This is a genomic window from Stenotrophomonas sp. TEPEL (assembly GCF_004348785.1).
Classification (GTDB): domain Bacteria; phylum Pseudomonadota; class Gammaproteobacteria; order Xanthomonadales; family Xanthomonadaceae; genus Stenotrophomonas; species Stenotrophomonas indicatrix.
This window is the reverse complement of the sequence record NZ_QQXJ01000001.1, coordinates 2878927-2896998: the sequence shown is the minus strand read 5'-3', so window position 1 is coordinate 2896998 and position 18072 is coordinate 2878927. Positions and strand designations below refer to the sequence as shown.

Genomic DNA, 18072 nt, shown 5'->3' with positions numbered 1-18072 from the left:
CGCATCCGCTAGACTTTGCGGCGCCCTGCCGGAACGTGACGCTGCATGATCAAGCCCGACAAGCCCGCCAACGAAGCGCTGCGCCTGGAGGCGCTGTACCGCTACCGGATCCTCGATTCCGAGCGCGAACGCTCGTTCGATGACCTGGTGGCCATCGCCAAGGCGGTGTGTGGCACGACCATGGCGGCCGTGACCCTGATCGACGTCGAGCGCCAGTGGTTCAAGTCCATACAGGGAATCGATGCGGCCGAGAACCTGCGCAGCGAGTCGATGTGCGGCCATGCGATCCTGCGGCCGCAGGAAATCATGGTGGTTGAGGATGCATTGCAGGACGTCCGTTTCCACGACAATCCGGTGGTGATCGGCGACCCCCATGTGCGCTTCTATGCCGGTGCGCCGTTGATCAGCAGCGACGGCCTGCCGCTGGGAACCCTGTGTGTGTTCGACGCGCGGCCGCAGCAGCTGGCGACCGACAAGGCCGAAGCGCTGGCCGCGCTGTCGCGGCAGGTGATGGTGGTGATGGAGCTGCGCCGTTTCGCCCTGGATATCCAGCGGCACATGCTTGAGCGCGCCGATTACGAACGCCTGTTGTCGGAGTACCACGATGTGCTGCTGGCCCAGAATGCCGACCTGGCCGAACAGAGCCGTACCGACGCCTTGACCGGGCTGCCCAACCGGCGTGCGATGGCAGTGGCACTGGAGGAGGCGATGGTGACCGCCGATGGCAACCACCGGCAGACCTGTGTGGCCCTGCTGGACATCGACCATTTCAAGCACATCAATGATTTCCAGGGCCACGCGACCGGCGACCGGGTGCTGGCCGAACTGGGGGCGCTGCTGCGCTCGCACTTCGCCGGTGGGGGGCTGGCCGCGCGCTATGGCGGCGAGGAATTCGTGGCACTGATGCCGGACGCTGACCTGCGCAGCGCCGAACTGCAATGCGAGTTCCTGCGGGTGGCCGTGTCCAACCTGCCGCTGGGCTTCCCGGTGACCATCAGCATCGGTGTGGCACAGCACCAGCCCGGTGAAACGTCTGACCAGACCCTGGCCCGTGCCGATGCCGCGCTGTACCGGGCCAAGGGCGCCGGCCGCAACCGGGTGGAAGTGGCGCCCTGACCGCCCGCGCGGCTGCGGTAGATCGACGAAATGCGTGGATGGCCCGGGCCTTTGCGTGCAGTCGCAGCCATTGCGATACCCGTACGGCACCCTCAACGTCTCACCGCAAGGACGTCGACCATGCTGCAGACCCTGGCCATCGCCAATTACCGATCGCTGCATGCGCTGGTCCTGCCGATGCAGCGGCTCAACGTGGTCACCGGCGACAACGGCAGTGGCAAATCCAGCCTGTACCGCGCGCTGCGCCTGCTGGCGGAAACCGCGCAGGGCGGTGTTGCAGCGGTACTGGCGCGGGAGGGTGGATTGGGCTCGGCGCTGTGGGCCGGTCCGGAAAAGATCGACCGCCGCGTGCTGGCCGGTGAGATCCCGCTGCAGGGCGGGCCGCGCCAGGAATCGGTGGGGCTCAAGCTGGGCTTCGCCACCGATGAATTCGGCTACGCCATCGACCTCGGATATCCGCCACCGAGCCGATCAGCTTTCGCGCTGGACCCGCAGATCAAGGCTGAAGCGATCTGGGCAGGGCCGTTCCTGCGCAGCGCCAATCTGCTGGTCGACCGCCGCGGTGCGCTGGTGCGGCAGCGCCACGCACGCGGCTGGGACCCGGTGGACGACCGTCTTTCGCTGTTCGACAGCCTGTTCACCCAGGTGGGCGATCCGCAGCGCATGCCGGAAGCCATCACCTTGCGCGAGTTCATCCGCCGTTGGCGCTTCTACGACCACTTCCGCAGCGATGCCGATGCCCCGGCGCGACAACCGGCGATGGCGACCCGCACCCCGGTGCTGCACCACGACGGCCGCGACCTCGCCGCCGCCTGGGTGACGATCCTGGAGATCGGCGATTGGCAGGCGCTGGCGCGGACGATCGAGGACGCATTCCCGGGTGCGACGGTCAGCTTCGAGGAACTGGATGGCCGACTCGCACTGCGCTTCCACCAGCCCGGTCTGCTGCGGCCACTGTCGATGGCAGAACTGTCCGACGGCACGCTGCGGTTCCTGTTGCTGGCAGCGGCCCTGCACACGCCACGGCCGCCGCCGCTGCTGGTGCTCAACGAGCCGGAGACCAGCCTGCATCCGGACCTGCTGCCGGCGCTGGCACGGTTGATCATCGCCGCCAGTGCACGCAGCCAGGTCTGGGTGGTATCGCACGCCACGCGTTTGATTGCCGCGCTGGAACAGGCCCCGCAGTGCCATTCAATGCACCTGCACAAGGAACACGGGCGTACGCTGCTGAGCGGGCAGGGCCTGCTGGATGCACCGGCCTGGCATTGGCCGCAGCGCTGAGATGGATGCCGGGAAGATCCACGCAATGCGCGGACGCGCTCAATCGGCGATGTTGCGTGCTTCGGATGTGCCGAGGATTTCCGGATGCTGCACGCGCTTGCGGCGGTTGAGCAGCGGATGCAGGAACACGGCACCGACGATGATCGCCACGCCCAGGTAGAACCATGGGGTGACTTCATGCTGCTCGCGCAGCAGCACCACGGCCAGCAACACGGCGTAGACCGGCTCCAGGTTGGTGACCAGCTGCACCGTGTAGGCGCTGAGATGGCGCAGCGCGACCAGGGCCAGGGCGAACGGCAGCAGCGTGCAGGCGCCAGCCAGTACCAGCAGCAGGATGCCGTCGTGCAGGTCGGGAACGATCCACAGCGGGCTGGCCAGCGCTGGCAGCAGGTGCGGCATCAGCGGTGCCAGCAGGGTCAGGGTGAGCGTGCCCGCGCCAAGTTCCAGTGCGGTGACCGTCAGCGGATCGGCATGGCTGACCATGCGCTTGTTGAGCGAGCCGAACACTGCCACCAGCAGGGCCGAGAGCGCGCCGATCAACACGCCCAGGCGCATGCCGTCGGGCACGCCACCCACTACCAGCGCTACACCGGGCAGCACGGCCAGGCCGAAGGCCAGTTCGCGCAGCTGGAAGGGACGCTTGGCCACCCAGGGCTCGATGATCGAGGTGAACACCGGTGCCAGGGCGATGCAGGTGGCGGCAACCGAGGCATTGGCCAGCTTCACCGCGCCGTAGAAGGTCAGCCAGTGCAGGGCCACCAGCGCGCCGATACCGGCATAGCCGGCGACCAGCCGCAGCGGCAACGTGCGCAGCCCGCGCCAGACCCGCGGCAGCAACGCCAGCATCGCCACCACCAGCAGCATCCGCCACCACACCAGCGGCAGCGCCGGCAGGGTGATCAACTTGCCGAGGATGGCGGTGACGCCCCACAGCAGGACACAGAAGTGGATCTGCCAAAGCGCTTTGCGGGTGTCGGGTGTGCTCATCGGGGTATTGTGAGGCAAGCCGCATCGGCGGGCGATGCCTGTGGCATGCTCGCGGCGTTGCCACGAGGGAGCCGTGCATGCCTGCTGCCCGTTTTCTTCTGCTGCGCGGCTGGGCGCTGTTGACCGCGCTGGTCGCGGCAGCATCGTTGCTGCTGCAGTTTGCCCTGCTGATGCGCGGCATCGGCGCCAGCCTGGGACCCGGCGTGGCGAGCCTGCGCTTCTTCAGCTACTTCACCATCCTCAGCAATCTGGCCGTGTGCCTGGGCTGCCTCTGGCTCTGCAGCGGCCGCGCACTGCGACCTACGGTAGCCGCCACCCTGGCACTGTGCATCGGCGTCACCGGCCTGATCTATCTGCTGGCGCTGCAGGGGCTGTGGCAGCCAACTGGCCTGCAATGGTGGGCCGATGCCGGATTGCACTACGTGGTGCCGCTGCTGTATCTGGCCGGTTGGGCGGGGCTGCCGCCACATGGTGGCCTGCGCTGGCGTGCGTTGGGTGTGGTCCTGCTGGTGCCACTGGCCTACCTGGGCTGGGCGATGCTCACGGCCTCGTGGTTGGGCAGCGCACCGTACCCGTTCCTGGAAGTACAGCGGATCGGTTCGCGTGCATTCGGCCTCAGCGTGCTGCGCGTCGGCGGGGTGTTCGTGCTGGGCTGGACACTGCTGTGGGCAGTGGACCGCTGGCGCCGTCGATGACCCGCTGCAGCGCCATCGCCGCCGCCGGATTGCGCACCTTGCCGGCGCCGATGCACAGCAGGTACACCTCGCGGGGCGCGGCAGGAGCCGGTGCGGCCAGGCAGGGCAGGTCGTCCACCACCTCACCCCGGGCCCAGTGCCGCGCGCGATCGGCCCAGCGCTGCTGCATCGGCTGCGGAAGACCTTCGGCCAGTCGGGCCTGGCTGCGTTTTATCCGTGCATAGACGAAGCCGGCGGTGATGTCGCCATGCAGCGGCGATTCGTCGCTGTCTTCGATCACCAGGGCCACGCCATGCCGGCGCGCCGCCTCCACCAGTTCCGGCCCATGGACGCTGGCGTTGCGCACCTCCAATGCATGCTGCAACCCCGTTCCATCCCGCTGCCTGGGCAGCTGTGCCATGAAGGCATCCAGTGCGGCGGCATCGGCCGGGTGCTGCGGGTCGAACTGCCACAGCAACGGACCCAGCCGGTCGCCCAGCGCGATGGCCGCCTGCAGGAACGCGCTGGCCGCCTCGATCGTGGACGACAGGTCGCGACGCTGCACCAGATGACGCGGGGCCTTCATCGAGAACCGGAAACCGTCCGGCGTCTGCGCTGCCCACTGCGCGCACTGGGCCGCTGTCGGGGTGCGGTAGAAGGTGCCGTTGATCTCGATGCAGCGCAACGCACGACTGGCATAGGCCAGCTCTTCGCGCTGGATCAGCCCTGGCGGATAGAAGGCGCCACCACGCCATTGCGGGAACACCCAGCCGCCGATACCGCAGCGGACCGGCGCTGCAGACGCTTGCCGTGCCGTCATTGCGTTTGTTCCGCCCGCCACGGATCGTAACTGCCGAACCACCACAGGTAGCCTTCCGGGTCGGCGCAGGCATAGCCACGTCCACCGTAGGCCTGGTCGGCAATGTCGATGACGATGCGCGCACCGGCAGCCGTGGCCCGGGCATAGTGGGCGTCGACATCGGTGACGATCACGCAGGCACTCTGGGTCTGCCGGCCGCCGACTTCATCGGGCATCACCGCCAGCCTGGCCCATTCGCCGCTGTTGCTGGCAGATCCGAGCATGATCATGCCCTGGCCGAACACCAGCTGCGCGTGATGCACTGTATCGCCGTCGGCATGCACGGCCTGCGCGTGGAAACCGAACGCGCGCTGCAGCCAGTCGATGGCCGCCAGCGCATCGCGGTAGCGCAGGCACGAAATGATGGTGGAGCCGTTGTTGCTCTGGCCGTTCGCACCCATGACACCCCTCCTATGGCACAGGGCAGGCTGCACCCGGGGCCGTTACCATCGCGCGAAACCCCGGTGACGGCCTGCACATGGCCGCTACCCCTGTTCGGAGATGGTGCTGGATGAAAACCTGGATCGGAGGAGCCGTGCTGCTTGCGTGCACGACCATGGCCAATGCGGCGACCCCGCAACAGCTGCAGGACCTGGATGCGACCGTGGAGCGCGTGCGCGCGCAGTTCGACGTGCCCGGTATCGCCGTGGCCGTGGTCAAGGACGGGCAGGTGGTGCTGGAACGCGGCTGGGGCGTGCGTGAGCTGGGCAAGCCGGCGCCGGTCGAGGCCGATACCCTGTTCGCCATCGCCTCCAACACCAAGGCCTTCACTGCCACCTCGCTGAATCTGCTGGCCGAGGACGGCAAGCTGAAGATGGACGACAAGGTGATCGACCACCTGCCATCGTTCCGCATGTCCGATCCGTTCGTGACCGGGCAGATGACGATCCGCGACCTGCTTTCCCACCGTAGTGGCCTGAGCCTGGGCGCGGGCGACCTGCTGTTCTGGCCGACCACCTCCTACAGCAATGCCGAAGTCGTGCAGCGCCTCGGCCAGGTGCCGCTGAAGGGCGGTTTCCGCGAGCGCTATGCCTACGACAACATCCTGTATGCGGTCGCCCAGCAGGTGATCGAGCAGGTTTCGGGAACGAGCTACCAGCAGTTCCTGCAGACACGCATCTTCGACAAGGTCGGCATGGCCGGCACGCGCTACAACGCCGATCACCTCAAGGCTGGCGACAACGCTGCGGTCGGCCACGCCAAGTACGATTTCAAGGACCTGCGCACCGTTGCACCGTTGACCTGGTCGAACAATGCCGGTGCCGGCGGCATCTATTCCAGCGCCCACGACATGGCGCGCTGGATGCAGGTGCAGCTGGCCGAAGGCAAGCTGGCCGACGGCACTGCGCTGTTCACCGCCAAGAGCCAGCAGCAGATGTGGCAGATGATCACGCCGCAGACGATCCCGGCGCCGAGCGTGCCGGAGCTGGCACCGGCGCGGGCCAACTTCGCCGGCTATGGCGAGGGCTGGAGCCTGAGCGACTATCGCGGGCAGAAGCTGGTCTGGCATACCGGCGGCTGGCCGGGCATGGTTTCGCGGCTGACCCTGGTGCCAGGCGAGAAGCTGGGCGTGGTCGTGCTGACCAACCAGGAAGTGGGTGCGGCCTTCAATGCGATCACGCTGAGCGTGCTCGATGCCTACCTTGGCGGTGAAAGGCACGACTGGGTGGATGCCTATGCCAAGGGCGTGGCCAAGGGCCAGGACAAGGCCGACGAAGCGTGGGCCAGGCACCAGGCCGAGCGTGACAAGGGCAGCAGGCCGTCGTTGCCGCTGGCCGGGTATGCGGCCACCTACCGCGACCGCTGGTACGGCGACATGGTGGTGACGGCGGAAGGCAAGGGCCTGCGCCTGCGCTTTGCGAAGACCGCACAGTTGAACGGCCGCCTGGAGCATTGGCAGCACGACACCTTCATCGTGCGCTGGGACGACCGCTCGCTCAATGCCGATGCGTTCGTCAATTTCAGCCTGGACCCGGACGGAAAAGTGCGCGAGGTGCGCATGCAGCCGATCTCGGACCTGACCGATTTCAGCTTCGATTTCCAGGACCTGCTGTTCACGCCCACTGCCCGGTAGAAGCCGACCTTGGTCGGCCCCATTGCCCGGTAGATGCCGACCTTGGTCGGCATACGGTAGAGCGCCCGCCAAGGTGGGCGACTACCAGAGCGTGCGGGAACCGGTGGTGATCGTCGGCCGGCGTACACACGCGCCGTGGGATACTCCGCCGGCTATCGATGGCGAGGGAATGCGATGTTCCGTTGGTTTGAATCCCTGATTCCGGTGTTTCCGCCCATTGACGGGCGCATGCCGCCGCGCACCGTGGTGCCGTTCTACCTGCACTACCTGCGGCCGGTGTGGCCGGTGCTGCTGGCCACCCTGGTCGCTGGCCTGCTGCTGGCGCTGGTGGAAGTGGCGATGTTCGACTTCCTCGGCCGCATCGTCGACATGGTTGCCGAGCAGCCCGGCGCGGACTTCTTCCAGCGCCATGCCGATACCCTCGGCTGGATGCTGTTCATCACCGTCATCGCGCGCCCGGTCCTGGTCGGCCTGCACAACCTGCTGGTCAACCAGGCCATCGTGCCGGGGCTGAGCAATCGATCGCGCTGGCTGATGCACAACTACGTGGTGCGGCAGAGCCTGAGCTTCTTCCAGAACGACTTCGCCGGCAGCATGGCCAACCGGGTGATGCAGACCGGCACCTCGCTGCGCGAGTCGGCGGTGCAGATGGTCGATTCGCTGTGGTACATCGTGGTCTATACCGGTACCGCGCTGTACCTGTTCGCGCAGGCCGACTGGCGGTTGATGGTGCCGCTGATCCTGTGGCTGCTGGCCTACGTGGTGATCATGATCTACTTCGTGCCGCGCGCGAAGGAACGGGCCTGGATCGCCTCGGAGGCGCGCTCCAAGGCGATGGGACGCATCGTTGATGGCTACACCAACATTCCCACGCTGAAGCTGTTCGCCCACGGTGGCCGCGAGCAGGCCTATGTCGCCGATTCGATCCAGGAGCTGGCGGTCAAGCACCGCGCGCAGACCCGGATCACCACCGGCATGGACCTGACCATCGCCATCGTCAATGGTTTCCTCATCGCCGGCACCTGTGGCCTGGCACTGTGGCTGTGGAACGGCGGACACATCACCGTCGGCGCGATCACCCTGGCAACCGGCCTGGTGATCCGCATCCACAACATGTCCGGCTGGATCATGTGGACCATCAACGGCATCTTCGAAGACATCGGTACCGTGCAGGATGGCATCACCACCATCGCCCAGCCGCTGACCGTACAGGACCGCGAGGATGCGGTGCCGCTGCAGGTGACTCGTGGCGGTGTGCACTTCCAGGATGTCCATTTCCACTACGGCAAGAAGGGCGGCGTGATCGCCGGCCTGGACCTGGTGGTGAAGCCGGGCGAGAAGATCGGCCTGGTCGGCCCCTCCGGTGCCGGCAAGTCGACGCTGGTGAACGTACTGCTGCGGCTGTACGACCTGGAAAGCGGTCGCATCCTGATCGATGATCAGGACATCGCCTACGTCACCCAGGAAAGCCTGCGCCAGCAGATCGGCGTGGTCACCCAGGACACCTCGCTGCTGCACCGTTCGATCCGCGACAACCTGCTGTACGGCCGTCCCGATGCGACCGACGCGCAGCTGCGCGCGGCCGTGGCCAAGGCGCGCGCGGAGGCCTTCATCGACACGCTGGTCGACGGCGAAGGGCGTCGTGGCTACGACGCACACGTCGGCGAGCGCGGGGTGAAGCTGTCCGGTGGCCAGCGCCAGCGCATCGCCATTGCCCGTGTGCTGCTGAAGGACGCCCCGATCCTGGTGCTGGACGAGGCGACCTCGGCACTGGACTCGGAAGTGGAGGCGGCCATCCAGGACAACCTGGACGAACTGATGGGCGGCAAGACGGTGATCGCGATCGCCCATCGCCTGTCGACCATCGCGCGCATGGACCGGCTGGTGGTGATGGACCAGGGCCGGATCGTCGAAACCGGTAGCCATGCCGAGCTGATCGAGGCCGGTGGACTGTACGCGCGCTTGTGGGCGCGGCAGACCGGCGGCTTTGTCGCCGCGGAGCAATGACCCACGCCGCACGATGGATGCGCAACAGTAGATCCACGCCATGCGTGGATGCATCGGTCGGAAGGCGATGTCCCGCACCGACGTATGAAAGGAAACGGGCTGATTTCCTGCCACCAACACTACGAAGAGGTGCGCCTTGAACATTACCGGCTTTCTTCTGATGGACCATGAAGGTGACGAAATCGAAGCGGATGCGCATGGCAGCAACATCGCCTTCCTCTGCTTCGACTGCGGGCATCCGGTGCTGGCCAGCACATTGGATGAGCAGCGCGGCAGCGACGAGGAACATCCGTCCAGATGCCAGGGCTGTGGTGCCGGCTATTTTCTCGATGTCCGGCTGCACGCAGAAAAGCTCTACATCCACATGCTTTGAGCCGAGGAGCATCCACGCATGGCGTGGATCTACTGCAGGATCCGGATGGATCGGATGCGTCCGCACACATGGAAACAGAAACGGCCCGGGTCTCCCCGGGCCGTTTTCATTCATCTCACACCCGATCCATCACTCGATCGGCTGGTCCAGCATCAGCTGGCGTGCGAAGCGCACCGGCGGTGCGCCGTAGGACAGCATCTGGTCGTGGTAGGCCTTCAGGTTGAACTTGTCACCCAGCTTGTCCTGCATCGCCTTGCGGGTGTCGAAGTGTTCCTGCGCACCGACGAAGTAGGTCGGCAGCTGAGCCGAGGTCAGCTGCGCACGCACCCACTTGCCCGAGGCTTCGCTTTCCTGCTGGAAGGCGTCGTGGGTCATCAGGTGCATCGCCTTCTCGCGATCCCAGTTGTCCACGTGCACACCCTGGTCGAGGATCGCGTTGGAGATCGTGCGCAGGTAGAACTTCAGCTGCACCAGGTGGAACAGCGGGTCGTTGTTGAGATACCCCTGCTCCTGCATCATGCGCTCGGTGTAGACCGCCCAGCCCTCGGCGAACAGGCCCGAGCGCAGCACCGCGCGCAGGGTGGAGGGGAACTTGGCCGAATGCCAGCCTTCCAGATAGTGGCCCGGGGTGCCCTCGTGGATGCTGAGCAGGTGGATCATGCGCGAGTTGTACTCACGCAGGAACGAATCAACCTGCTTGTCGTTCCAGTCGTCCGGAATCGGCGAAACCGCGTAGAAGGTCTTCAGGTTCTTGTCCAGCGGGCCCGGCGAATCGCAATAGGCCACGGCCACGCCACGCTGGAATTCCGGCATCAGGATGATGTCCACCGGCGCGTCGGGCAGGGTCATCAGGTCGTGCTCGCGGACGAACGCAGTGGACTGCTCCAGTGCGGCCTTGGCGTCGTCGACCACCTTGTCGCGCGCCGGCTTGTCAGCGTAGGCCAGCTCCAGCGCGGCCTCGATCGCCTTCTGCTGCTGCTCGTCGGTCGGCTGCGCCGGCATTTCCGGTGCGCCCGGCTTGTCCTTCAGCACGGTCTGCGCGATGCCGTACATGTCCTCGCGCACGCGCTTGAGTTCGGCGCGTGCACGCTCACCGATCTCCTGCCGCGACAGCGAGGAATTCAGCGCGAACTTCAGCTTCTGGTCGTACTTTTCCGCACCGATGCGGAAGTCGCCCTTGGCGTTCGGCACCAGGGTCTCGTCCAGCCAGGTCTGCTGCTCGTCCACCGCTTTCTTCAGGCCGTCGATGGCGGCCTGCAGGCGCTGCTGGTCAGCCTGCGGCAGCTCGCCGATGTGCGGGGTGATGAAGGTATCGACGATGCTGAGGATACCCTTGTTCTGCTTGGCCACGGTCTCGGCATGGATCTTCGGCACGCGTGCCGGATCCAGGTTTTCGCGGGCCTGGGCGAAGATCGCCGGCAGTTTCTCCATGCGCGCGGTGGCGGCCTTCAGGCGCTCCGGCAGCGGCGCGAACTCGCGTGCCATCAGGCCGTAGATCGCGCTGCCGGCAACGCCGTTGTACAGCTGCGGATCCCACTTGCCGGACTGCATGACCTCGGCATTCCAGATTTCCGACTGCAGCTGGTTGCGCAGGATCGCTGCATCCACCTGGTTTTCGCGGCCCAGCTTGGCCACCTCGATCTTGTCCAGCTCGCCCAGCAGACCCTTGTAGGCGTCCACGGTCTTCTGCTGGCCAGCCGCGCTCAGGTCGTCGATCTCGCTGTCATAGCGGTGGTCGCCGATCTGGGTGGCGCTGACCGGGGACAGCTGCATCCAGGTATCCAGGGCACGCTTGGACAGGTCGGCGAAGGCGGCGTCGACCGCCGCATTTCCGGCCTGCTGGCTGGCGGCCGGGGTGGAACCGTTGGTCGGGGCATCGGCCGGCTGGCAACCGGCGAGGGCGGCGACGAGGGCGAGGGCAAGAAGATGCGGGCGCATCGGCATTCCTGTACGGGGTCAATCCTCGAGCATAGGCCCCCGGGGCTGCTTTGTCCCCGTGCCATAGGATTACCATGGGCGACTACAAGGACTCTCCAGCGGAGCGCGGGACATGGAATACCAGGGAAGCTGCCATTGCGGCAGGATCGCATTCACCGTGCAGGCCGACGCCCCCATCAAGGACGTCATCGACTGCAACTGCTCGATGTGCCGCCGCCGCGGCAGCCTGCTCTGGTTCGCCCCGCGCGAGGCGTTCCAGCTGGGCACCGATATCGCCGACGTGGCGACCTACCAGTTCAACACCCATAACATCGATCACCATCACTGCCGCGAGTGCGGCACCGCGCCGTACAGCGAGGCGGTGGATCCGCGCAGCGGCCTGCCGATGGTGGCGATCAACGTGCGCTGCCTGCCACAGGTCGAGCTGGGTGGATTGTCGATCACCGCGTTCGACGGAGCCTCGCGATGACGGCGCCTCGCGTGTGGACGCGCGTGATGATCGTGCCGACATTGCTGCTGGCGTTGGCTGCCTGCGCCAAGCAGGGTGAGGGGGCCGCCGATGCCGGTGGTGCCGCCGAAGCGGGTGTAGCCTCGCCTGAAGGCGCGTTCCTGGCGTATGAGCACGATGTGCAGGTACAGCTGGAAGCAGCGCAGATCGCCCCGCGCATCCAGCAGGTCGCGCAGGCGTGCCAGAACGCGAAGTTCGGTGAGTGCGCGGTGCTGCAGGTGGATCAGCGCAGTGGCGAACAGCCCAGTGGCGAGGTCAAGGTACGCATCGCGCCGAAGGGCGTGGAATCGCTGATCGGCCTGGCCGGCGAGGGCGGCACGCTGCAGGCGCGCAACACGCGGGCCGAGGACCTGGCCCAGCAGGTGGCCGACACCGCGCTGACCAAGGCACGGCTGGAGAAGGAGCATGCGCGGTTGCTGTCCTACCAGGACCGCGGCGATCTGAAGATCGAGGACCTGATGGCCATCACCACGCGCCTGTCGGAGATCGAGGCGGGGGTGGAGCAGGCCAACAAGGACGCCGCCCAGCAGCGCAGGCGCATCGATACCCAGCTGGTGACCATGCACTTCGACACGACGTCCGGCCAGCGCAGCCGCAGCGAGATCGGCGAAGCGTTGAGCGAGTCGGGCAGCATTCTCAGCACCAGCGTGGCATTCCTGATCCGTGCCGCGGCCGCTTTGCTGCCGGTGGGCGTGGTGGCGCTGGTGATGGCCTGGATCGTCCGTGCGCTGATCCGTCGCCGACGCCGCAAGCCCTGATCGAACCGCGCCGCGTATTCGCCGGGCATGGCCCGGCGCTACCGGAACAGACGGCGCATGGCCGACGCTACCGACGTGCCTCGAGCATCGGGTAGCGCCGGGCCATGCCCGGCGGACGCTCAGCCTTCGTCGGTCTCGTATTCGACGAACACATCCAGTTCCAGTGCCAGTTCCTGCACCGCATCGCGCACTTTCTGCGCGGTGCTCTCGTTGCCTACTTCCACTTCCAGTTCGTGGGTGCCCGGGCCGATGTCGTCGGACAGGCCGGCCGAGCTGGAATCGTCGTCATCCATGTGCGGCATCAGGTCGTCGGTCTCTTCGACGTGTTCGATGCCTTCCAGGCCGAGCAGCAGGTCGCTGATCGCGCGGGCATCGTCTTCGGTTCCGGTAATTCTCAGTCGCAGCAGGGCCATGGCGGAAGCACATTGTGGGGTTCGCCTGCAGCCTAGCCAGCGCTGGGCAAAGATCGGGTGAGGGCGCAGTCAGCCGGGCGTGGTCGGGCGGCCCAGCAGACTGTCCGGCAACGCCGGCACCGGCGTGCGCTCATCCGCTGCCTGGCCCAGCAGCCAGTCGATGAACAGCCGTGCGGCGGGGCTGGGCGGTCGCCCTTCGGCATGCACCACGTAATAGGCATAGCGTGCCTTCAGTGCAGGGCCCGGCAGGCGTACCAGCTCATAGCGCTGCAGGTACGGTTGGGCGACGTGGGTACGCGCCAGCACCGCGCCCATGCCGTACACCGCCGCGCGCATCGCGTCGGTACTGTCGGCAAAGGTGTGCATCGCCGGCAGCGGTGACGGCGGACGCACGCCGGCATGGCGGAACCAATCGCGCCAGCCCTGTGGTGACAGATCGCTCAGCAGCGGCAGCTCGGCGATGCGTGCCGGGTCCTGCAGTGCTTCGACTCCCGGCAGCGCCGGGGACGCGACGGGAAACAGGTTGTCGTCCATCAGGTGCTGCGCGTGCAGTCCGGGCCATTGGCCCAGTCCGTAGCGGATGCCGACCTCCGGGCCGTTCTCGTCGTAACGGTCCAGGCCACTGCCGGTGTGCAGCTCGATGCGGATGTGTGGATGGGCCTGGGTGAAACGCGGCAGCCGAGGCAGCAGCCAGCAGTACGACAGCGAGCGCAGCGTCGCGATCCGCAGCGGCACGCTGTCCGCGTCCGGCTGCAGATGGTGGGCGACGGCGGCGACATCGGTGAACGCCGCGCTGGCGGCGTCGGCCAACTGCCGGCCTTCGGCGGTCAGGCGTACCCCGCGTGCATGGCGCAGGAACAGGCGCGTGGCCAGCACCTCTTCCAGGCGTCGCACATGGTGGCTGACCGCGCTGGCGGTCAGATGCAGTTCCTGCGCGGCCTGGGCGAAGTTCTGATGGCGCGCAGCGACCGCGAAAACGGCCAGGGCGGGGAGCAGGGAAGGGCGTAGCAGCATGTCCAGCCTCAAACCATATTTGTGGCTGGCAGCGATACTACGCGCTTGTGCAGCGGGCGTCTGCGGCTGATCCTGTGTGGCCGGAACAGCGCCACGATGAGCAACGGACACAGCACATGAATGCGATACCCCAAGCGACCGAGCGTGATTGGCGCACACCGCTGGAACTGACCCTGCTTGGCGCGATCTGGGGCTGCTCGTTCCTGTTCATGCGGGTGGCCGTGCCTTCATTCGGGCCGTTCGCCCTGGTCGAGGTACGGCTGGTACTGGGCGCACTGGTGTTGCTGCCGTTCCTGTGGCGCGCACGCGCGCAGTTCCCACCGCGCCGCTGGTTGTGGTTGGCGCCGATCGGTCTGGTCAATTCGGCGTTGCCGTTCGTGCTGTTCGCTTACGCCGCAGAGCGCGCGCCGGCGGCCATCGGTGCGATCTGCAATGCGATGACGGTGCTGTTTGCCGCACTGATCGCCTTCCTGTTCTTCGGCGAGAAGATCGGTGTGCGCCGTGCCGGCGCGCTGCTGGTGGGGTTTGCCGGCGTGGTGGTGCTGGCCACGGCCAAGATCTCGGGGCTGAGCATTGGCACGGCCGTACTGGCCGGTGCCGCCGCCTCGCTGCTTTACGGGCTGGGCGTGAACCTGGTGAAGCGGCACATGACCGGTCTGCCTTCGGCTGCGGCCGCCGCTGCCACGCTGTCGTGCGCCTCATTGTGGTTGTTGCCGATGGCGCTCACTCATCTGCCGCAGGGGCCGATCCCGGGCAAGGCATGGGGCGCGGCGATCGCGCTGGGCGTGGTCTGCACCGGATTCGCTTTCCTGATGTTCTATCGCCTGATCGGCCGTATCGGCCCGTCGCGCGCGTCAACGGTAACCTATCTGGTTCCGCTGTTCGGCGCTGCGTTCGCCTGGTTTTTCCTGGGCGAGCCGGTGACGCTGCAGATGCTGATTGCGGGTGCGTTGATTCTGGGTAGCGTGGCAGTGAGTCAGAAGGGCTGAGGTGTTTTGCACGTGGCGCGTGCTGAAGGTGNTTCATCGTTCATGGGCGTCACTTTTCTTTTCGCGCGAAAAGAAAAGTAACCAAAAGAAACGCGCCGCCAAGTCGCGAGCCGCCGTGCTTCGCACGTCGGTCCCCTGCGCTTCTCGGTGAATCAGGGGACGGTGCCGAACTCGCTGCGCTCAGACATCGGCACCTCTTCGCCCCTGATTCCCCTGCGATGCTCGGCTCGCTCAAGGCGGACCCAAGATCAAAGGCCGCAGCTGCACCCAGTAGATCCACGCCATGCGTGGATGCTCTTGCTGTTGGTCTTGACCTTCCAGTCCGCCTTGAGCGAGCCGAGCACCGCAGGTCCGGCGAGGGCGAAGAGGCGCGGGTGTCTGAGCGCAGCGAGTTCCCGCGCCATCCCTCGACGGGCCGAGCAGCGCAGGGCACCGATGCGCAACGCGCATCGGCTCGTGACCGGCGGAACGTTTCTTTTGGTTACTTTTCTTTGCGTACAAAGAAAAGTAACGCCCATGAACGATGAAGCACCTTCAGCACGCGCCACGCGCAGAACCCGCGACGGCGTTACTTCACCGGCACCGGAATATTGCAGAGGTCGATATGCCCCGCCGGGCGCTTGTAGAAATCATCCACGCGGTTGCGCCGCGCTTCCACCGTATCGGCGAAGGTCTTTGAATCGGTGCGCAGCACCTGGATCGGTGTGCGCTCGGCCGCAGGCACGTCACTGGCGCGGCGGATCGACATGATCGGTGTGCGCAGCTTCGGGTCGGTGTAGAAGCCCATCGGTGCCGGTCCGCGCGGGATCGCGCTGAGCAGTTCCATGCCCTTCAGCACGCGGCCGACCAGGGTGATGTTGCGGTCCAGCTGGCGCGGCGACTGGCCGGTCACCACATACAGTTCGGCACCGATGCTGCTGTCTTCCTCGTTGCTGCGGCCGGCACCGAGCATGCCGTAGCAGTGCGCCAGCCAGGCCTTGCCGGCCCGCGGGTCCTGGCCGACCGGGAAGCCGTCGACGAAGCCGGTCTGTGCTGCCCATCCATCGCGGTCGGGCAGCACGCTCACCTTCAGGCCAGCGCTGGCGCGCTCGAACTCGGCCGGCAGCTTGCGCTGCGCGCTGCCGAACGGCTTGGCCTTGGCCGCATCGTCGGCGTCGGCATCGCCGAACTGCACCACGAAGTTGTCCTGCGAACGGTAGATGCTGGTGCCGTCCCAGAAGTGCTCGTGGGCGAAGGTCTGGATGTTGGCGACATGGCGTGGGGCAAACTGCGGCGCCAGCTCGATGATCACCCGCCCGGCCGGCAGGTCCATGTACAGCAGGTTGGCCGGGTCCGGCGTGCGCCAGTCGCTGGCCGCGGAGGCATCAAGAATCTGCTGCGGGCTGCGGTAGGGCGCGGCTGCACAGGCGAGGGCGGGCAGCAGGCAGGCCAGGGCGAGGGTGGTCAGGGCAAGACGGCGACGGTGCGGCATGTGATCCCCGGAACATGAACGAGGCTTCGATTCTGCGCGAGCGGCACGGCCACGCCAACCGGCAGGATGACTAACGACACATTCGCTATACCGAACTTCGCACTACTGTTGACTTCAACGTAGTGGAGGGCCGGTCATGTCCGAGGACGATGTCCACCTGAAGAAGTTCCAGAAGGAGCTCAGCGCCGGCACCGTGTCGCTGGCCCTGCTGGCAGTGCTGGCCCGCGCCGGTGAGCCGCTGTACGGCTACCTGATCGCCAAGGAGCTGGAACGGGTGGGCGAGGGCGTGCTCAGTGGCAAGCAGAGCGCGCTGTACCCGGTGCTGCGCAACCTGGAGGGCGCCGGCCTGCTGGAGAGCCATGTGGAGCCGTCCAGCAGCGGGCCGCCGCGCCGCTACTACCGCATCAACGCGCGCGGCCGGGAGGTGCTGCAGCAATGGCGCCAGGCTTGGCGCGACACCCGTGATTCCGTCGATTCCGTGTTGGAGGGGGTACCGCAATGAACGACCTGGACCTGGCAGGCAACCGTCTGCCCAGCACCATCCCGCAGTACCTGGCGCAGCTGCGTGCGGCGCTGGACGGTGCCGATCCGGCGATGGTGCAGGACGCCCTGTACGACGCCGAGGAATACCTGCGCTCTGAACTGGCGGCGCAACCCGGCCGCAGCGAAGCCGAGGTCATCGCGGACGTCGCCGGCAGCTACGGCGCACCGGACGAGGTGGCGGAGATCTACCGCGAAACCGAGCTCACGGTGAACCGCGCCCTGCGCACGCCGCGGGCCGACACCGGCCCGGTGCTGCGTGCAGCGGCCGAGGCCAGCGGTGCTGCACCGGCGGCGCAGCCGGCAGCACCCGTGCACCGCTCGCTGCTGGCGCGCTTCTTCGGCGTAGTGACGGACCCGCACACCTACGGCGCGCTGTTCTACATGCTGTTGTCGCTGGGCACCGGCATCTTCTTCTTCACCTGGGTGGTCACCGGCCTGTCGCTGTCGCTGGGCCTGCTGATCCTGATCATCGGCGTACCGTTGACCGTGCTGTTCTTCGGCTCGGTGCGTGGACTGGCGTTGCTGGAAGGGCGGCTGGTGGAAGCGCTGCTGGGCGAGCGCATGCCGCGCCGGCCGCAGTACACCGACCGCAGCCGCAGCTGGCTGCAGCGTATCGGCGACATGTTCACCGATGGCCGCACCTGGCTGACCCTGCTGTACTTCGTGCTGATGCTGCCGCTGGGCATCGTCTACTTCACCATCGCGGTGACCCTGCTGTCGCTGTCGCTGGGCTTGATCTGGGCACCGGTGGCGGCGATCTTCAGCGGCGACATCCCCGGCATCTACATCAACGACGTGAACGTACTGCCGATGGCGGCATCGCCGCTGGTGGCGATCGGGGTAGCAGCGGTGGGTGCGTTGCTGCTGCTGCTGACGATGCACCTGGCACGCGGCATCGGCAAGCTGCACGGCATGCTGGCCAAGAACCTGCTGGTGCGCCTGTAAGGCAGTGATCTGTTCTCTGGTGGGTGCCGACCTCGGTCGGCACTTCGCCATGGCAGGTGCCAACCTTGGTTGGCACGATGCCGCCGGCATCGGGGTTCACGGCAGAGCGCCAACCAAGGTTG

The 18072-nt window shown here is 66.6% G+C and carries 18 protein-coding genes; 11 read left to right on the top strand and 7 right to left on the bottom strand.

Annotated elements, in window-relative coordinates:
• The first annotated feature begins 45 nt into the window (after nt 1-45).
• Both TEP_RS13165 and TEP_RS13160 read left to right on the top strand, forming a co-directional pair.
• Nucleotides 46-1116, top strand: a complete 1071-nt coding sequence (locus TEP_RS13165; RefSeq protein ID WP_132825565.1) for a sensor domain-containing diguanylate cyclase — start codon at nt 46-48, stop codon at nt 1114-1116.
• A 120-nt stretch (nt 1117-1236) separates the two neighbouring features.
• Nucleotides 1237-2397 (top strand): AAA family ATPase, encoded by a 1161-nt coding sequence (locus TEP_RS13160; protein ID WP_132825564.1) that lies wholly within the window; start codon nt 1237-1239, stop codon nt 2395-2397.
• A 39-nt stretch (nt 2398-2436) separates the two neighbouring features.
• Here TEP_RS13160 and TEP_RS13155 read toward each other — a convergent pair whose 3' ends face one another.
• Entirely contained in the window at nt 2437-3384 is a 948-nt protein-coding gene (locus TEP_RS13155) for a DMT family transporter (protein WP_132825563.1), read from the bottom strand.
• 77 nt (nt 3385-3461) lie between these two features.
• On the opposite strand from TEP_RS13155, the gene TEP_RS13150 reads away from it, so the two are divergent.
• On the top strand, nt 3462-4079 hold the full coding sequence (locus TEP_RS13150) for a Pr6Pr family membrane protein (RefSeq protein WP_132825562.1): 618 nt from the start codon (nt 3462-3464) through the stop codon (nt 4077-4079).
• Here the strand turns inward: TEP_RS13150 and TEP_RS13145 are convergent.
• Nucleotides 4000-4878 carry a DUF72 domain-containing protein gene (locus TEP_RS13145; protein WP_132825561.1) on the bottom strand — a complete coding sequence of 293 codons (879 nt, stop codon included), beginning with the start codon at nt 4876-4878 and terminating at the stop codon, nt 4000-4002. The two genes, TEP_RS13150 and TEP_RS13145, sit on opposite strands and share 80 nt — an antisense overlap.
• A complete protein-coding gene (locus tag TEP_RS13140) occupies nt 4875-5318 on the bottom strand; it encodes a VOC family protein (protein ID WP_132825560.1) in 444 nt (147 codons plus the stop codon). The genes TEP_RS13145 and TEP_RS13140 overlap by 4 nt, the downstream gene beginning before the upstream one ends.
• 110 nt (nt 5319-5428) lie before the next feature.
• On the opposite strand from TEP_RS13140, the gene TEP_RS13135 reads away from it, so the two are divergent.
• The 3 genes from TEP_RS13135 (at nt 5429) to TEP_RS13125 (ending at nt 9371) form a co-directional block, all read left to right on the top strand.
• Nucleotides 5429-6991 carry a serine hydrolase gene (locus tag TEP_RS13135; protein WP_132825559.1) on the top strand — a complete coding sequence of 521 codons (1563 nt, stop codon included), beginning with the start codon at nt 5429-5431 and terminating at the stop codon, nt 6989-6991.
• Nucleotides 6992-7165: 174 nt separating this feature from the next.
• On the top strand, nt 7166-8998 hold the full coding sequence (gene smrA / locus TEP_RS13130; protein ID WP_132825558.1) for a multidrug efflux ABC transporter SmrA: 1833 nt from the start codon (nt 7166-7168) through the stop codon (nt 8996-8998).
• A 136-nt stretch (nt 8999-9134) separates the two neighbouring features.
• Nucleotides 9135-9371 (top strand): hypothetical protein, encoded by a 237-nt coding sequence (locus TEP_RS13125; protein ID WP_132825557.1) that lies wholly within the window; start codon nt 9135-9137, stop codon nt 9369-9371.
• A 129-nt stretch (nt 9372-9500) separates the two neighbouring features.
• Here the strand turns inward: TEP_RS13125 and TEP_RS13120 are convergent, their stop codons facing one another.
• Nucleotides 9501-11309 carry a DUF885 domain-containing protein gene (locus TEP_RS13120; protein ID WP_132825556.1) on the bottom strand — a complete coding sequence of 603 codons (1809 nt, stop codon included), beginning with the start codon at nt 11307-11309 and terminating at the stop codon, nt 9501-9503.
• Between the two features lie 112 nt (nt 11310-11421).
• Here TEP_RS13120 and TEP_RS13115 point away from each other — a divergent pair, with 112 nt between their 5' ends.
• Both TEP_RS13115 and TEP_RS13110 read left to right on the top strand, forming a co-directional pair.
• The gene (locus TEP_RS13115; RefSeq protein WP_025877700.1) at nt 11422-11778 is read left to right on the top strand and encodes a GFA family protein; all 357 of its coding nucleotides are present in this window, start codon (nt 11422-11424) and stop codon (nt 11776-11778) included.
• Nucleotides 11775-12575: a DUF4349 domain-containing protein gene (locus tag TEP_RS13110; RefSeq protein ID WP_132825555.1), complete on the top strand. Its 801-nt coding sequence runs from the start codon at nt 11775-11777 to the stop codon at nt 12573-12575. The genes TEP_RS13115 and TEP_RS13110 overlap by 4 nt, the downstream gene beginning before the upstream one ends.
• A 119-nt stretch (nt 12576-12694) precedes the next feature.
• Here the strand turns inward: TEP_RS13110 and TEP_RS13105 are convergent, their stop codons facing one another.
• Together TEP_RS13105 and TEP_RS13100 are read right to left on the bottom strand one after the other, a co-directional pair.
• Complete coding sequence (locus TEP_RS13105) at nt 12695-12988, bottom strand: hypothetical protein (protein ID WP_025877698.1); 294 nt, start codon at nt 12986-12988, stop codon at nt 12695-12697.
• A gap of 69 nt (nt 12989-13057) precedes the next feature.
• Nucleotides 13058-14002 carry a LysR substrate-binding domain-containing protein gene (locus TEP_RS13100; protein WP_117309888.1) on the bottom strand — a complete coding sequence of 315 codons (945 nt, stop codon included), beginning with the start codon at nt 14000-14002 and terminating at the stop codon, nt 13058-13060.
• 116 nt (nt 14003-14118) lie between these two features.
• On the opposite strand from TEP_RS13100, the gene TEP_RS13095 reads away from it, so the two are divergent.
• Nucleotides 14119-14991, top strand: coding sequence for an EamA family transporter (locus tag TEP_RS13095; RefSeq protein ID WP_132825554.1), 873 nt, complete (start codon nt 14119-14121; stop codon nt 14989-14991).
• 568 nt (nt 14992-15559) lie between these two features.
• Here TEP_RS13095 and TEP_RS13090 read toward each other — a convergent pair.
• Nucleotides 15560-16462 carry a peptidylprolyl isomerase gene (locus TEP_RS13090; protein WP_132825553.1) on the bottom strand — a complete coding sequence of 301 codons (903 nt, stop codon included), beginning with the start codon at nt 16460-16462 and terminating at the stop codon, nt 15560-15562.
• A 136-nt stretch (nt 16463-16598) separates the two neighbouring features.
• On the opposite strand from TEP_RS13090, the gene TEP_RS13085 reads away from it, so the two are divergent.
• Both TEP_RS13085 and TEP_RS13080 read left to right on the top strand, forming a co-directional pair.
• The gene (locus tag TEP_RS13085) at nt 16599-16964 is read left to right on the top strand and encodes a PadR family transcriptional regulator (protein ID WP_032975774.1); all 366 of its coding nucleotides are present in this window, start codon (nt 16599-16601) and stop codon (nt 16962-16964) included.
• Nucleotides 16961-17950 carry a sensor domain-containing protein gene (locus tag TEP_RS13080; protein WP_132825552.1) on the top strand — a complete coding sequence of 330 codons (990 nt, stop codon included), beginning with the start codon at nt 16961-16963 and terminating at the stop codon, nt 17948-17950. Before TEP_RS13085 ends, TEP_RS13080 begins: the two co-directional genes overlap by 4 nt.
• The last annotated feature ends 122 nt before the right edge of the window (nt 17951-18072 follow it).

Excerpts from the sequence above, each read along its gene's own strand:
- TEP_RS13165 (WP_132825565.1), top strand. The coding sequence starts at position 46 with ATGATCAAGCCCGACAAGCCCGCCAACGAAGCGCTGCGCCTGGAGGCG.
- TEP_RS13160 (WP_132825564.1), top strand. The coding sequence starts at position 1,237 with ATGCTGCAGACCCTGGCCATCGCCAATTACCGATCGCTGCATGCGCTG.
- TEP_RS13155 (WP_132825563.1), bottom strand. The coding sequence starts at position 3,384 with ATGAGCACACCCGACACCCGCAAAGCGCTTTGGCAGATCCACTTCTGT.
- TEP_RS13150 (WP_132825562.1), top strand. The coding sequence starts at position 3,462 with ATGCCTGCTGCCCGTTTTCTTCTGCTGCGCGGCTGGGCGCTGTTGACC.
- TEP_RS13145 (WP_132825561.1), bottom strand. The coding sequence starts at position 4,878 with ATGACGGCACGGCAAGCGTCTGCAGCGCCGGTCCGCTGCGGTATCGGC.
- TEP_RS13140 (WP_132825560.1), bottom strand. The coding sequence starts at position 5,318 with ATGGGTGCGAACGGCCAGAGCAACAACGGCTCCACCATCATTTCGTGC.
- TEP_RS13135 (WP_132825559.1), top strand. The coding sequence starts at position 5,429 with ATGAAAACCTGGATCGGAGGAGCCGTGCTGCTTGCGTGCACGACCATG.
- smrA (WP_132825558.1), top strand. The coding sequence starts at position 7,166 with ATGTTCCGTTGGTTTGAATCCCTGATTCCGGTGTTTCCGCCCATTGAC.
- TEP_RS13120 (WP_132825556.1), bottom strand. The coding sequence starts at position 11,309 with ATGCGCCCGCATCTTCTTGCCCTCGCCCTCGTCGCCGCCCTCGCCGGT.
- TEP_RS13115 (WP_025877700.1), top strand. The coding sequence starts at position 11,422 with ATGGAATACCAGGGAAGCTGCCATTGCGGCAGGATCGCATTCACCGTG.
- TEP_RS13110 (WP_132825555.1), top strand. The coding sequence starts at position 11,775 with ATGACGGCGCCTCGCGTGTGGACGCGCGTGATGATCGTGCCGACATTG.
- TEP_RS13105 (WP_025877698.1), bottom strand. The coding sequence starts at position 12,988 with ATGGCCCTGCTGCGACTGAGAATTACCGGAACCGAAGACGATGCCCGC.
- TEP_RS13100 (WP_117309888.1), bottom strand. The coding sequence starts at position 14,002 with ATGCTGCTACGCCCTTCCCTGCTCCCCGCCCTGGCCGTTTTCGCGGTC.
- TEP_RS13095 (WP_132825554.1), top strand. The coding sequence starts at position 14,119 with ATGAATGCGATACCCCAAGCGACCGAGCGTGATTGGCGCACACCGCTG.
- TEP_RS13090 (WP_132825553.1), bottom strand. The coding sequence starts at position 16,462 with ATGCCGCACCGTCGCCGTCTTGCCCTGACCACCCTCGCCCTGGCCTGC.
- TEP_RS13085 (WP_032975774.1), top strand. The coding sequence starts at position 16,599 with ATGTCCGAGGACGATGTCCACCTGAAGAAGTTCCAGAAGGAGCTCAGC.
- TEP_RS13080 (WP_132825552.1), top strand. The coding sequence starts at position 16,961 with ATGAACGACCTGGACCTGGCAGGCAACCGTCTGCCCAGCACCATCCCG.